Consider the following 12,931-nt stretch of genomic DNA (forward strand, 5'->3'; position numbering starts at 1 on the left):
ACAGATATGACGCAGCCAACATTAAAGCGCAGTAAATTGCCTTTGTCCGGCCGAATTGTGATGTTTTTTATCCGCCATGTGCAGCAGGCGATGGCCAGCTTAGGTGAGCTGTGGCGCAATCCCGTATCGTCGGTGATGACCATGGCCGTGTTGGGGGTCAGCTTGAGCTTACCTGCGGCGCTGCAGGTTCTGGTGAAAAATGCAGAAACTATCACCCATAGCTGGAACGGGGCGGCACAGATTTCGTTGTTTATTCATGACGGCCAATCAGATCGGGCGATTCAGAGCCTGATCACCCGCTTGCAGGTTTACCCAGAAGTGGAGAGTGTCAGCTTTATCAGCCGAGATGATGCGCTGAAAGAGTTTCAGGCGCAGTCTGGTTTCGGCGAAGCGTTATCTTATCTGGATTCAAATCCATTACCCGCGGTAGTTATGGTTACGCCAACCCAGGACAATGCTACGCCAGTGCGTGCCAAGCAATTACTACAGAAATTGCAGATGGAGCCTGAGGTTAGTTTTGGCCGCTTAGATATTGAATGGCTGGAGCGACTACAGGCGGTGGTACATGTATTGGAGCGTACGGTAACGGCTGTGGCCCTGTTATTGGTGCTGGCCGTCGTGCTGGTCATCGGTAATACCATACGGCTAGCGATTATGAACCGCAGGGATGAAATTGAAGTGATGAAGCTCGTGGGAGCAACAGATAATTTTATTCAGCGTCCCTTCCTTTATACCGGTGTGTGGTATGGCATTATCGGCGGCTTATTGGCATGGATCATAATTAATCTGCTGGTCTGGTACCTGGATGGTGCTTTATCTAATCTGCTGGGGTTGTACGGCAGCCAAATTGAGATGAAATCATTGGATTTCAGTGAGTTAATTGAATTATTACTGATGGCGTCTGGCCTGGGATGGCTGGGTTCATATATTTCTGTTCGCCAGTATATTCGGGCGATTGAACCTTCCTAAATGCAAGGTGCAACTATGCCATGAAATATATTATAACAATATGTTTTATTTGGTTATTTTTCTGCTGTATCGATGGCGTTGCCCTATGGCTAGCGGCATAGATGAAGTGGGGTTCATGGCTGGGAAAGCGGTTTTATGCTGAGGTATCGCCCCTTAGGTTGACAGCCGAAGTCAATTAGTCGATAGTTCAGCAGCTGAGAATTGTTGCAAAAAACAGCAAATTTAATTTTCAGCAAAGTAAATTAAGGTGTTACAGGAGCTTGCATGACTGAACAAACGCAATCAATGGCACTGATGGTTCCTCAGGGAAGCGCCAGTCTTGATGCTTATATCCAATCGGTAAACAGTATTCCGGTACTGGATGCTGAGGAAGAGTATCGTTTTGCCAAGCGTTTGCAGGAAACCGGGGACCTGCAGGCGGCAAAAATGCTGGTAATGTCCCATTTAAGATTTGTTGTACACGTTGCTAAAGGTTATGCCGGTTATGGTTTGCCTCAGGCGGATCTGATCCAAGAAGGCAATATCGGTTTGATGAAAGCGGTGAAACGCTTTGATCCGGATGTTGGGGTGCGGCTGGTGTCTTTTGCCGTGCATTGGATTAAAGCTGAGATCCATGAATATGTGCTGAAAAACTGGCGCATTGTTAAAGTGGCAACCACTAAAGCTCAGCGTAAACTGTTTTTTAACTTGCGTAAAGCGAAGAAGCGTCTTGGGTGGTTCACCGATGATGAAGTCTCTATGGTGGCGGAAAACCTCGGGGTATCGAAAGAAGATGTGACCGAGATGGAGTCCCGCATGGCGGCGCAAGATCCCGCTTTTGATCTGGCCAGTGACCATGATGATGACATGGGGGATTATGCCCCGGCGTTGTATTTAGAAGACCAAGCTTCAGATTTAGCTGCGCAAGTAGAGCATGATAATTGGGAAAATGATGCCCAAGCTCGCTTGTTTGCTGCGATTAAAACCTTGGATGATCGCAGCCAGTATATTTTGCAGACCCGTTGGCTGGATGAAAACAAGGCAACATTGCAAGAGTTGGCAGAGAAATATCAGGTTTCTGCTGAGCGGATCCGGCAATTGGAAAAAAATGCCATGAACAAGCTTAAGCTGCAGATGAGCCTGTAATCGTTACGTCTTTTTCAACAAAGCCCGCACTAGGCGGGCTTTGTGTTTTCTGCCGTTCAAACAAGGGGTAACAAAAGCCAGTTATAATTGAAATTGGCGCTGAACGGCGGCAATGACAGCTTTGCGGTTGATCTTCAGGCCGGTTTGGCTGATATCTTCCGGCCAAGGGAAATAGCGGCGCGGGCGTTTGAATCTGGCGATGTGCTGGCCGATATATGTCGCCGCCATATCTGGCTTGGGTATTACCCCGCGGATAATTGCTGCTGGCAAATGACCAAATTCAGGATCTGGCAGCGCAAAAACCAGAGCATCTTCCACCCCGGGAAGCTGTTTTAGTACGGCTTCTACCTCTTCTGGCTGAAGATTTTCCCCGCCACAGACAAACATATTGTCACTGCGGCCGGTGATATGCAGTCGACCTGCGTCATCCCAAAACCCACAGTCTTTGGTGCAGAACCAGCCTTGCTCATCTCGCATCGGCTCAATACCCTTATCACTGAGATAGCCAGCAAACAGGGTGTCGCCCCGAACCCAGATAACGCCATCACGAAGACATAACTCCCTGCCCGGCAGCAGTGTGCCGCTACTGCCATCGGCTCTGGCTGGGCCAGTGGTAATTTGCGAAGCCATTTCTGTCATACCATAGCTGGTAAAACTGGCAATACCTTGCTCACCGAGTTTATCCAGTAGTGGTTGACTGATTGCGCCACCGCCTAATAACAGCGCTTTTAAGCTGGCAAGGCAGGAGGGGAAGTCCTGTAATAGCCGTTGTAATTGGGTCGCCACGAGGGACACATGGGTAATGTTATCTTGCTGTAGTTGCTCGGCTAATGCATCACGTCCCCGGCTTAATACCACACATGCTCCAGCCAACGCGCAGCGGTTAAGAATGGCTAAACCACCTATGTGGAAAAGGGGCAGGGAAAGTAGCCAATGATCGCCAGGTTGAAGCTGAATTAAAGAGGTGGAGCCAGTGGCGCTGGCAATGTGCTGACGTAAACGATGCAGCGCAGCCTTGGGGGTGCCACTGGAGCCAGAGGTAAAAATAATATTACTCAGATTATTTGGATTTACCTGTGGCGCTTGTTGTGGCGCAGTGACGACAGTGGCGTCGGTTGTTATGTCTAATGGCGTTAGTGCCTGTCCTGGCAGAGACATGTCGATGCTAGGTTGCAGAGAATACGTTTGGATTTGATGACGCTGCATCAATGTGCGAATTTGCGACTCGGGAAAACGGGGCGAAATGGGACAGAATAAAATGCCGCAGTCGATACAGGCCCAATAAAGCCGGATCATCTCGGCACTGTTTTCACTGATAATGGCCAGAATGTCACCGGATTGCAGACCTGCTTGACGCAAATGCGTTCCCAGCGTTAATACCTGCTGACTGAAGTTAGCGTAATCTATGCTGCCATGACAGTCTTGTAGTGCTGCCAAGTTAGGATGCTGCGCCGCCATTTGGTGCAGGGGGGATGGGGTATGGTTAGTGGATTTCAGTGACATTGCAGTAGTAATTCCAGAACATCAGGGCTTAAACAGGGTTTATGGCCGAAGGGTTGGATCAGGCTGTGGCTGAAGGCGTTAAGAGTATCTAGCCCCGGCGCTTCGTCCGGGGTCAGTAATGCCGCCAGCATTCGGATATCACTAATACCAAGTGATGTTTCCAGTGCCGAGCTCAGTATGCAGCGCACGCCCTGTTCATGGGCTTGTTGCACCAGATTGGCCAGCCGGTTGAGTGAGCCACAGAGCATAGGCTTGATCACCAATGCCGTTAGACCTGGGGTGACTGAAAAATGGTAATTGGGATCATTTAGGCTTTCATCTAGGGCGTAATGTATCCCCAAGCTTTGGTACAGCGTTGGATTGTCCTGCGGGTTTTGGCATGGCTCTTCAATATAATCAATGGCATCTAACGGTAGCGCCGCACAGAAATCAATCGCTTGTGTCAATGTCCATGCCCGGTTGGCATCCAACCGGATCTTCAATGTTGGATTAACTGAAAGTACGCGGTAAATCAGAGCTATTTCATCTTCTGGCGGCAGTTTTCCCACTTTGATCTTAACGGCTTGGCAGCATAGTGCCGGATCGTTGCTGGCGTATTGCGCCAGTTGGTGGTGTATATCCGCTGCTGATACGGACTGGCCTGCGGGGCTGTAGATGAGTGGCACGGGGCGAAAAGAGGGCGCAATCAGGCTTGGGCGCGTTGTTAATAGACCAGTGAGTTTTGCCTGATTAAGGCTTAACCCCAATGCAGCTGCTGGCAGCGGGCAGGTATCGGCTAAGAGTGTCAGTGCATCCAGTGACTGCCCGATAAGCGCGGGTAAATGATGACGCAGGTAGTCAATGGTCTGCGTGAGAGATTCATGGCTAAAGCCGGTTAAGGGGACGCCGTTGATATCGTTGCCGGACAAAGGAGCGATTTCAGTATATGCCTGACTGGTAGCGGTGTTGATGCTGAGTAGCAAGCCGTGGCGGGTATTGATACGTTGCCCTGCCACAGGTAACAGAGGCATTAGGTCAATAGCATATTGATACAGGGCTATTGCAGTAATGGTGTCAGTGTCTGCTACCTGTGCTTGCTGTGGTTTATTCATGACGTTTGTCCGGTTTATGACGCTGTGGCGACGGGGTATTCGCTTGGGAGGGATGCTCATTTAGAGCTGGTGCCGGGCTCAAGGCTGATTCTTGGCTCAAGGCTGCTTCCTCAATCAGCGCGGCGGCCATTGCTGTGGGGTTGACGAGATGGATATTGTGCCCGGCATCAGGGATGGCGATGCATCGTAATGGCTGTTGCTGCTGCCAACGCTGGGCCAGAGCAGAAAATTTGCTGTCCTGTTGTCCGGCAAGGAAATAGCAGCGGCCTGACATCTGAGCTGGTACTCCACGTAAATCCTGCTGCAGCGCTAGCGAGGTGGCGCGGTAACAGTTCAGCAGCCCAAGACGGTTTGCGTGGCGACGTTTTTCTACTAATGCTGCCCGGGCATTTTCGCTCAACTCAGCAAAGACTCCTTGACGGTACCATAGCGGCAGAAATTCAGTCAGTGGTAGTTGCGCCAGTTTATCAGCCCAAGCCGTGTCGTTATGTTGCCTGGCGAGAATATCATTCTCGGTTTGCAGCCCAGGATGGCAGGATTCCAACCCGAGGCTGAGCAACGCGCCGGGCTGTTGCTGATTCAGCTCATCTGCTAAATGTAGGGCAATTCGCCCACCCAGTGAGTATCCCAGTAGATGAAATCTATGTATACCAAGCTGTGCTAGGGTGTCACGTATTAACTGACAGGTGCGGGAAAATCCTGGCACAGGCAGCTCGATTGCGGCACTGCCGCCATGGCCGGGTAAATCAATACAAACACAATAAAACTGCTTTGTTAGATATGGCAGCAGAGGCTGCCAGTCTGATTGGCTACCGAGAAAACCGTGCAGCAATACCAAGGGTGGCAGCTGACTGTCACCATGACATGACAGCGACAGAGGGGTCATGCCAATTGCCTCACCCAGTGGCCGATGGTAGCGATTTGATCGCTGGCCTGCGTTGGCGCGACTCTGACTTCAATGACTGATGCGCCTGGGTAACTCATGGCATCACGGTATGCTTGGTGGAAGCTGTTGATATCAGTCACCCGTTTATAGGGGCGGTTGAACATGGCGGCGGCGCCAGCAAACTCCAATCCGTGACTGAGACGGTAATATTGATCCCGCAGCGTTTCATTAGGTACGGGCAAGAGATTGAAAATATTGCCGCCATCATTATTGAGCACCACAATAGCCAATGGTCCGCTTGCATGGGCGGCGATGGCCATAGAGTTGAGATCATGTAATTGAGATAGGTCTCCGATAATCAGGGTGGTGGCTTTGTCTGCATGGGCGGCTACCCCACAGGCGGTGGCCAACAGACCATCAATACCTGATGCCCCTCGATTGGTATAAGTGTCACATGGCTGAGTGCGGCTTGGCGCAAACATATCAAACAGTCGCACCGGTAGGCTGTTACCAATAAATAATTGCTGCTGAATGCCATCAGCCGCAATTGCGCGGATAACCTGCGCTTCTCCGAATTCGCCTTGATCAATGTGTTGCACAAAGCCCTGCTCTAGGGTGCGATTGAGCGCAATCAGGCCATCGGCCCAGCCGTGTTGGACTGATGAGGTTGGCCAAGTCAGGCCGGTCAGATCATTTATGCTACCCAGAAACAGTTGTTTACTGTTATGGCTAGGGTCTAGCCGTTGCTGATGTGGCAGCAGTTGCCAGTATTGTTGCCAGTGATGTTCTGCTAAATAACTGATTAACCGTTTGGACAGCAGTCTGCCACCGAGTAACAGAACATGCTCAGCTTGGTTGAGGATCTTTTGTGCGGCAGGGCTTTGCAATAGCTGATCAATATGACCAATTACACCAGGGTGTTGGCGCAGCTGACATTGGGCGTCGGTTAGTAGTGGCCAGCCGAGTTGTTGGCTCAGTTGCAGTAGCTGTTGTGGATCCTCTTCCGGTGACAGCATACCGGCAATAATGACCCCTTTTTTCTCGGCAAATTGCTGGCACTGGCTGGCAAGCGGTAATGCTTGAGGCTGACATGTTGCGATTTGATTCCAAGGCTCACAGCTTTGTTGCCATTGACGCAGTGGCTGCAGGTAGTCGCTAAAGTCATCGGCCTGAATGTCTCTGGGGTAGAGGGGTTCGCGGTACATACAGTTGATATGCAGCGGCTGGAATTGATTGGCTACTGTGTCATCCAATGCGCTGAGTAGGGCTTGGGGAGCAATATGAATATCTGGCGTTGGCAGGTTCATCTGTCTGGCATAACCGGCAAAAATTCCCGGCTGGATGATGGCTTGATTCGCACCACATTCCAATAATTCTGGCGGCCGATCACCAGAAAGTACAATCAGAGGTACATGGGTTAACCAAGCTTCGACGATAGCGGGGTAGAGGTTGGCTACCGCCGTGCCGGAGGTTGTGATAATGGCAACGGGGGCGCGACTGGCTTTGGCCAGCCCCATGGCCATAAAGCCAAGCCCGCGTTCGTCAAAATGTAGATGTTGCTTTAGTTTGTTCTGCTTAGAGGCGGCCAGTGTCAGTGGTGTGGAGCGGGAGCCAGGGGCCATACAGACATGCTGTACTCCCAAACGGGCTAATTCTTCCAGAATTAATGAACCCCAGAGCAGGTTCAGCTCGGCGATCTGATCACTTTGCATAGATGATTACCATTAAAAAAGTCGGAATGCCAATCCTGAGCGGTTATGGATTAACAGTAGCTTGAATGGAGTGGGATTTTAACCCGATTTTGACTAACCACGAATTAAAAAAGGCCCGCACCTGATGAAGAGCGCGGACCTTGCAGGGAAATCACGGACTATTGCCCAAGCGCATCCGACTAACAGGGCCGGATACTGAGTGGATGAGATGTGCCGAGGATGTCACATCTATCCTGATACGAGTCAATACGAGTAGCGCTTTTACCGGTAACAGCTTCTACGGCAGTTTTTTATTACCAGTGACGCCCAATAAGGCGCTCTTGCTTGAATATGTTGATATAGATCACGTTATTCTGAATTTATACGTCTTATCTGAGAGGATAGTAAAGTTTTCAATAAATAAGGGAATAAAGATGTTTCTGATTTGTGAACTGATGCCGTTGTTTCAAATATAAACAAATATATTTTTATATTTGGAGATGCATTTTTATAAAATTTAATTTTACCCTCAGGGAAAATTGGCTATGCTATCAATCGATTAAATAATATTAATAATAAAGTGGCAGTCGAGTATGTTGGATCAGGAAGTAAGATCACTCTTTATATTTAAGTCGATTTATGAAACAGGGAGCGCACGGCTGGTTGCTGAGATGTATGGTATTTCTCAGTCCAAAGTTAGCCGATATTTGGCTGGGTTGAGAGATTTATATGCCGACACGCTTTTTATTCGTAAAAAGTCGGGTTTTGTCCCCACAGTCAGAGCCCATCAGCTTTACCCTATGATTAATCAAATTGCTCAATTGACCGAAGAGTTGATTAGCATGAATGACAGAAACCTCGATGTGAAGGAGTGTGTCATTGCGGTGCCACCGACCTTTTCTGTTGGTTTACCCGAGTTTCTGGAGAAGACACTGAAGCTGGTACATCCCGGTTTATCTTTTGCCGTTAAGGCTACCCGAAGAGGGGTATGTGAAGATGTGGTCAAGGGAAATGTGTGTATAGCGATTACTCACCGAGAATGCACCCGTACTACTGAATGTAGTAAACAGGGGGTATCGATGATTAGTATGGATACTATCACTAAAGGGGAATTGGTTTATTTGGTCGCTTCTCAGGAGCACCCTGTATGGCAGTCTGATTTATCATTGGAAAATATCGCTAAATATCCCTATGTTGTGACCCAGGTTCCTGGCTTTAATGATGATGTTGACCCATTAGAAGTGTATTGCCGTGAGCACAGTATCCCCCTGAAAGTTGCTCAGCGGACGACCTCATTGGCGACCTTATTGGAGAGCTTATTGGATTCAGATGGGGTGTCTTTTTTAGGCGCAGGATGTGCGGCTGAGTTTATGTCCCGTTTCCCAGGAATAAAGGCCGAGAGGCTTTCTCAGCATGAATTTGAGCTATTACATGAGAAGGCTCCTACGCCTAAATACGCTTTTATTTGTCGGCATGATCGGCGGGAAAAAATTCCACCATTACTTATTTCAGCAATAAAGAATTATATTATTGAGCAGGTAACAAATAAGGTTGGTTAAGTGAGTTATATGGTGAAATTGTCAGTTGTATTGATATTTCAATATATGGATTAATTTCATTTATCTCTGGTGACCGGAAAATGATATCTATGCTGATGGATATTAATTTCCGGCTTTTTGTTTCCGCTCATAGTTTCGGGTTTTATGGGAACATTGCCGCGAAAATAATAAGGATTCAACAAATGCTGCTAAATTGTATTTTCAATGCGTCAGGTGTTGAATAAATGAATCATTTTCGCAGTTTTGAGAATTATTATCGCGATAATTGCATTTATGACAACAAAGTGTGTTTAAACATCTATTCTAGATGCAAAATAATAGGCTAATTAATCACCTTCGCTGACAGCTGTGGCACACGCATGGCTAACCACACAGAGGGATTCCGTGGTGAGTTGATAGGGAGTTGATCCTGATACCACACTGGGGCTTGTTAGGCATGGCAGCTTGCCTTGGGTGGTGATTATTTGCTCAGTTGGGCATAATGCGTGGCGAGCATATCGCCACGGTGTGAGTACCATCATCGATTGGTGTTGCCATATGCTTGATTCAGTATCACTCATACTCTTAGGGGCTGTTGACGTTTCAAGTTTGTTTTTGCAGCGATTTGAGGATGCTTTATACAAGGCAGAGGCTTTGATAGGTAGTTGCGCTACCTGATAAGCCGATAACGCAGTAGAAAGTAGCCTCAAACGCTGCCCGCAGGGTTCGGCTAAAAGCGTTTTACTCTTTGTTGAGCGGTTCTTGCTTAGAATAACTAGGCGACAAACCACTCGCCGCGATTAAAACGCTTTTATCTCGAACAAAATTTAATCACGAAACGTCAACAGACCCTAGCTAAGGGATGCTAAGACTGGTCTATTGTTTATTTTTACACGGAGGTGAATATGAATGCAGCAACACTTGCCCTGTTAATTCCCATCGTCGCTATTGTTGGTGGTGTGGTGCTGTCAGCGATGAAAATTCAACAGCGAAAGGGACAAGCTCAGCAACAAGATGCCGTTTTGCAGGCGCTGCAGGAAGAGGTTAGCGCATTGAAAGCGCGCGTACAGGTATTAGAAGCCCTTGCCACAGATAGTGGTGAATCCCTAAAGCGCAAGATAAATGACCTTTAGTTTCCAGTGGTTGGTTTAGCCTTCGCGTCATACGCTAGATGCCTATACAAAGCTCATACAAATAAGTGCGTAGTGGGCATCTGATAGTATGACAACTATGGGTGATAAGGCGGAATAAAGCAGGCTGGAGAACATTCACCCGCCTGCATGCTATGTCTAGGCGCTTTTGAGCCCCATTTTAGTGGTTTGCGATAGGGTCATTCCTTTAGTTTCTGGTGCTTCTGCCACTGTATTTCTAAGTTAACCCTTTTGAGCATTTAGCATTATTAGTGTGCCACTGATGCCAGTAGGCGATCCATGGCGCGGTATCCCAGGGCTTGGGCCAGATGGCGGCGTTCAACTTGAGTACTATTATCTAAATCAGCAATGGTGCGGGCTACCCGTTGAATGCGGTGAAAACTGCGCACCGATAGCCCTAATTTTTCGACACTTTGTTCTAGAAAATTCAGTTCAGCAGTGCCAATGCCTGCGCTTTGTTGCAGTTGTCGCCCACTTAATTCCGCATTTAATACGCCTGCACGGCTCAGTTGCATTTCCCTTGCGGCGAGCACCCGCGCGCGTACCTGAGCGCTGGTTTCGGTTTGAGCATGGGGCTGACTGAGGCTTCCGGCCGGTAGGCGAGGCACATCAATGCTGAGATCAAAACGGTCAAGGAATGGGCCAGATAAACGCGACAGATAACGGGTGATTTGTTCCGGAGTGGCTCGACTGTGGGGCCCCGCATCGCCACATGGGCTGGGGTTCATGGCCGCTATCAGTTGAAAATCACTGGCAAAAGTCAGCTTGGCAGCGGCGCGGGAAATGACCACTTCACCGGTTTCCATTGGCTGGCGCAGGCAGTCCAGTACCCGGCGGGGAAACTCTGTCAGTTCATCAAGAAATAATACTCCGCGATGAGCTAACGAAATTTCTCCGGGTTTGGGCACCGCGCCACCGCCCACCAGAGAGACCGCCGAACTGGTATGGTGCGGATTACGAAAAGGGCGCTGATAAAAGCGTTGGCTGTTAAGGGCCATCCCCGCTACGGAATGGATAGCGGCGACTTCCAGTGCTTGAGTGTAATTGAGCGGGGGCAGTAGTCCGGTTATGCGACTGGCAAGCATGGTTTTGCCTGTACCTGGCGGGCCAAGTAGCAATAAATTGTGCGAGCCCGCCGCCGCAATTTCTAATGCCTGTTTGGCTTGATGTTGCCCCAGTACATCGCTGAGACAGGCAGGCTGTTCGGCCTCGGTGCTATGCTCCAGCCATTGGGTACCTTGACTTAACCCGGGTAGCGTTTGCTGACCGTGGAGAAAGGCACTGAGGGATTGCAGATGGCTGGCAAAGAAGACTTTGTCATAATTGACTATCTCCGCGTCATCGCGATTAGCCGCTGGTAGGATAACACTGGCATCAACGCTACGAGCCTGAATCAGCATAGGGAGCAGGCCGGGGCAGTATCGTATCGCACCTGATAAGGCTAATTCTCCGGCAAACTCTAACCCGTTAAGGCTATTGGCGGGCAGCTGATCCGACGCGGCTAAAATTCCGATGGCGATGGGCAGATCATAACGACCTCCCTGTTTAGGTAGCTCTGCGGGGGCCAGATTGACCGTGATACGGCGCATGGGAAAGTCAAAACCGGCATTAATGATCGCACTGCGAACCCGCTCACGGGATTCTTTTACCGAGGCTTCGGGTAACCCCACCAAATTAAAGGCCGGCAGGCCATTACTGAGATGAACTTCAACTGTGACTGGCGGGGCGTCAACCCCGGCCAAGGCACGACTGGCCACACATGCCATCGCCATGGTTGCACTCCTTGCATTTTAGTTGACGGAGGATGTCCGGATATGGCGCATATCCGGATGATAGATTTGGTAGCTTCGGGCGCTGCGTTTGGCCTGATACATGGCGGTATCAGCATTGAGCAGCAAGGTTTTTCTGTCCCGGCCATCATCCGGGTAATGGGCCAGCCCAATACTGATCCCAATACCGTTTTGAAAGGACCCGCAACTCATTGGCTGCTCCAGTTGTTGTACGATCGCCTGGGTAACATTCAGGGCATCATCAATGTCACTGTCCGGCAATAGCACGGCTAACTCATCACCACCGATCCGTGCCGCCATCGCCCCGCCGGGCAGAATATTGGTAATACGCTGGCCTATAGTCTGCAGTACACAGTCACCCTGTTCATGGCCGAAACTGTCATTGATCAGCTTAAAGTTATCCACATCGAGGATCATGCAGCAAAAGCTGGTGTGGTGGCTTTCCAGCAGGCGATCAAATTCCTGATAGAAAAATACCCGGTTGGGCAAGCCGGTAAGCGAGTCATGGGATGCCTGATAATGTTTTTCCTGCACCATTTGCTTTAGTCGGGCAATAGTCTGTTTGCTCATATGGGTGACCACAAAAACAAAGGTGCCCCCGGCACAGAAAATGGCTGCGATGCCTAGTTTCAGTGGTGTTACCGGGTGTAGCGCCAATATCCACAGATAGCTGAGAAAGGCGAGGATAAAGATCAAAATCATACTCAGCAGTACCCGCCAGCCGGTATGCTGATAATCGGAAAATTGAATAATATGGTAGGTGGGCTTGAGTGAGCCGAGCAGGCCGCCAAGGCCGATACATAGAATGCAGATCGCCAGTATTTCCATATTCTCAGCGCCGGTTAATTTGCTTACTAGTATAGACAAACTGACGACAGTGCTTGATTGGTGTTGACTGGGAAATGGGCATTCTGCCGCAGCTGGCCGGAGGAGCGAGCTTGGCTTACCCGAGTGCCGGTTTTGGTGATATACTGAGCGGCGCGAAATCGCAGTTCAATTTCAGGGAGAAATGCTTCAGCCTGCCAAGGGTGAGTCAATTCGATTCCCCGGCATACTGGCTCGCGTCAGTGTCAGATCAACTCTATTCAAACCATACTTCTGTCAGACTCGCTGGCTGTGTGAGCCGGTCACGTGTAACCGGATCCCGGTCGGATTTTCTCCCGGTGTGGTGTGTGCCCCCCAAAGCG

At 49.5% G+C, this 12,931-nt stretch carries 11 protein-coding genes; 4 read left to right on the top strand and 7 right to left on the bottom strand.

The features are described 5' to 3' along the window. Positions 1-6 precede the first annotated feature (6 nt). Positions 7-969 (top strand): permease-like cell division protein FtsX, encoded by a 963-nt coding sequence (gene ftsX / locus NFHSH190041_RS01805; RefSeq protein ID WP_261923621.1) that lies wholly within the window; start codon positions 7-9, stop codon positions 967-969. Positions 970-1,233: 264 nt separating this feature from the next. Beyond that, positions 1,234-2,094 carry an RNA polymerase sigma factor RpoH gene (gene rpoH, locus NFHSH190041_RS01810; protein ID WP_261923622.1) on the top strand — a complete coding sequence of 287 codons (861 nt, stop codon included), beginning with the start codon at positions 1,234-1,236 and terminating at the stop codon, positions 2,092-2,094. 81 nt (positions 2,095-2,175) lie between these two features. On the opposite strand, the gene menE is transcribed toward rpoH, so the two are convergent. Genes menE through menD form a run of 4 tightly spaced genes read right to left on the bottom strand, consistent with a single transcriptional unit; the run spans position 2,176 to position 7,286 of the window. Further along, on the bottom strand, positions 2,176-3,597 hold the full coding sequence (menE, locus tag NFHSH190041_RS01815; RefSeq protein ID WP_261923623.1) for an o-succinylbenzoate--CoA ligase: 1,422 nt from the start codon (positions 3,595-3,597) through the stop codon (positions 2,176-2,178). Continuing rightward, complete coding sequence (menC, locus tag NFHSH190041_RS01820; protein WP_261923624.1) at positions 3,588-4,688, bottom strand: o-succinylbenzoate synthase; 1,101 nt, start codon at positions 4,686-4,688, stop codon at positions 3,588-3,590. Before menC ends, menE begins: the two co-directional genes overlap by 10 nt. After that, complete coding sequence (gene menH, locus NFHSH190041_RS01825; RefSeq protein WP_261923625.1) at positions 4,681-5,574, bottom strand: 2-succinyl-6-hydroxy-2,4-cyclohexadiene-1-carboxylate synthase; 894 nt, start codon at positions 5,572-5,574, stop codon at positions 4,681-4,683. Before menH ends, menC begins: the two co-directional genes overlap by 8 nt. Next, positions 5,571-7,286: a 2-succinyl-5-enolpyruvyl-6-hydroxy-3-cyclohexene-1-carboxylic-acid synthase gene (menD, locus tag NFHSH190041_RS01830; protein ID WP_261923626.1), complete on the bottom strand. Its 1,716-nt coding sequence runs from the start codon at positions 7,284-7,286 to the stop codon at positions 5,571-5,573. The genes menH and menD overlap by 4 nt, the downstream gene beginning before the upstream one ends. A gap of 572 nt (positions 7,287-7,858) precedes the next feature. Here menD and NFHSH190041_RS01835 point away from each other — a divergent pair. Both NFHSH190041_RS01835 and NFHSH190041_RS01845 read left to right on the top strand, forming a co-directional pair. Next, positions 7,859-8,824, top strand: coding sequence for a LysR family transcriptional regulator (locus NFHSH190041_RS01835; protein WP_261923627.1), 966 nt, complete (start codon positions 7,859-7,861; stop codon positions 8,822-8,824). Between the two features lie 884 nt (positions 8,825-9,708). After that, the gene (locus NFHSH190041_RS01845; protein WP_261923628.1) at positions 9,709-9,936 is read left to right on the top strand and encodes a hypothetical protein; all 228 of its coding nucleotides are present in this window, start codon (positions 9,709-9,711) and stop codon (positions 9,934-9,936) included. 266 nt (positions 9,937-10,202) lie between these two features. On the opposite strand, the gene NFHSH190041_RS01850 is transcribed toward NFHSH190041_RS01845, so the two are convergent. The 3 genes from NFHSH190041_RS01850 to NFHSH190041_RS01860 are packed head-to-tail and all read right to left on the bottom strand — an operon-like array spanning position 10,203 to position 12,781. Further along, positions 10,203-11,726, bottom strand: coding sequence for a YifB family Mg chelatase-like AAA ATPase (locus NFHSH190041_RS01850; protein WP_261923629.1), 1,524 nt, complete (start codon positions 11,724-11,726; stop codon positions 10,203-10,205). 18 nt (positions 11,727-11,744) lie between these two features. After that, positions 11,745-12,572 carry a GGDEF domain-containing protein gene (locus NFHSH190041_RS01855; RefSeq protein WP_261923630.1) on the bottom strand — a complete coding sequence of 276 codons (828 nt, stop codon included), beginning with the start codon at positions 12,570-12,572 and terminating at the stop codon, positions 11,745-11,747. A 26-nt stretch (positions 12,573-12,598) separates the two neighbouring features. Then, positions 12,599-12,781: a hypothetical protein gene (locus NFHSH190041_RS01860; protein WP_261923631.1), complete on the bottom strand. Its 183-nt coding sequence runs from the start codon at positions 12,779-12,781 to the stop codon at positions 12,599-12,601. Between the last annotated feature and the right edge of the window lie 150 nt (positions 12,782-12,931).

The sequence above is a fragment of the Shewanella sp. NFH-SH190041 genome, assembly GCF_024363255.1.
Taxonomy (GTDB): Bacteria; Pseudomonadota; Gammaproteobacteria; order Enterobacterales; family Shewanellaceae; genus Shewanella.

Bases quoted from the DNA above. Each gene is read 5' to 3' on its own strand.
- ftsX (WP_261923621.1), top strand. From the start codon at position 7: ATGACGCAGCCAACATTAAAGCGCAGTAAATTGCCTTTGTCCGGCCGA.
- NFHSH190041_RS01855 (WP_261923630.1), bottom strand. From the start codon at position 12,572: ATGGAAATACTGGCGATCTGCATTCTATGTATCGGCCTTGGCGGCCTG.
- NFHSH190041_RS01835 (WP_261923627.1), top strand. From the start codon at position 7,859: ATGTTGGATCAGGAAGTAAGATCACTCTTTATATTTAAGTCGATTTAT.
- rpoH (WP_261923622.1), top strand. From the start codon at position 1,234: ATGACTGAACAAACGCAATCAATGGCACTGATGGTTCCTCAGGGAAGC.
- menH (WP_261923625.1), bottom strand. From the start codon at position 5,574: ATGACCCCTCTGTCGCTGTCATGTCATGGTGACAGTCAGCTGCCACCC.
- menC (WP_261923624.1), bottom strand. From the start codon at position 4,688: ATGAATAAACCACAGCAAGCACAGGTAGCAGACACTGACACCATTACT.
- NFHSH190041_RS01850 (WP_261923629.1), bottom strand. From the start codon at position 11,726: ATGGCGATGGCATGTGTGGCCAGTCGTGCCTTGGCCGGGGTTGACGCC.
- menD (WP_261923626.1), bottom strand. From the start codon at position 7,286: ATGCAAAGTGATCAGATCGCCGAGCTGAACCTGCTCTGGGGTTCATTA.
- NFHSH190041_RS01845 (WP_261923628.1), top strand. From the start codon at position 9,709: ATGAATGCAGCAACACTTGCCCTGTTAATTCCCATCGTCGCTATTGTT.
- menE (WP_261923623.1), bottom strand. From the start codon at position 3,597: ATGTCACTGAAATCCACTAACCATACCCCATCCCCCCTGCACCAAATG.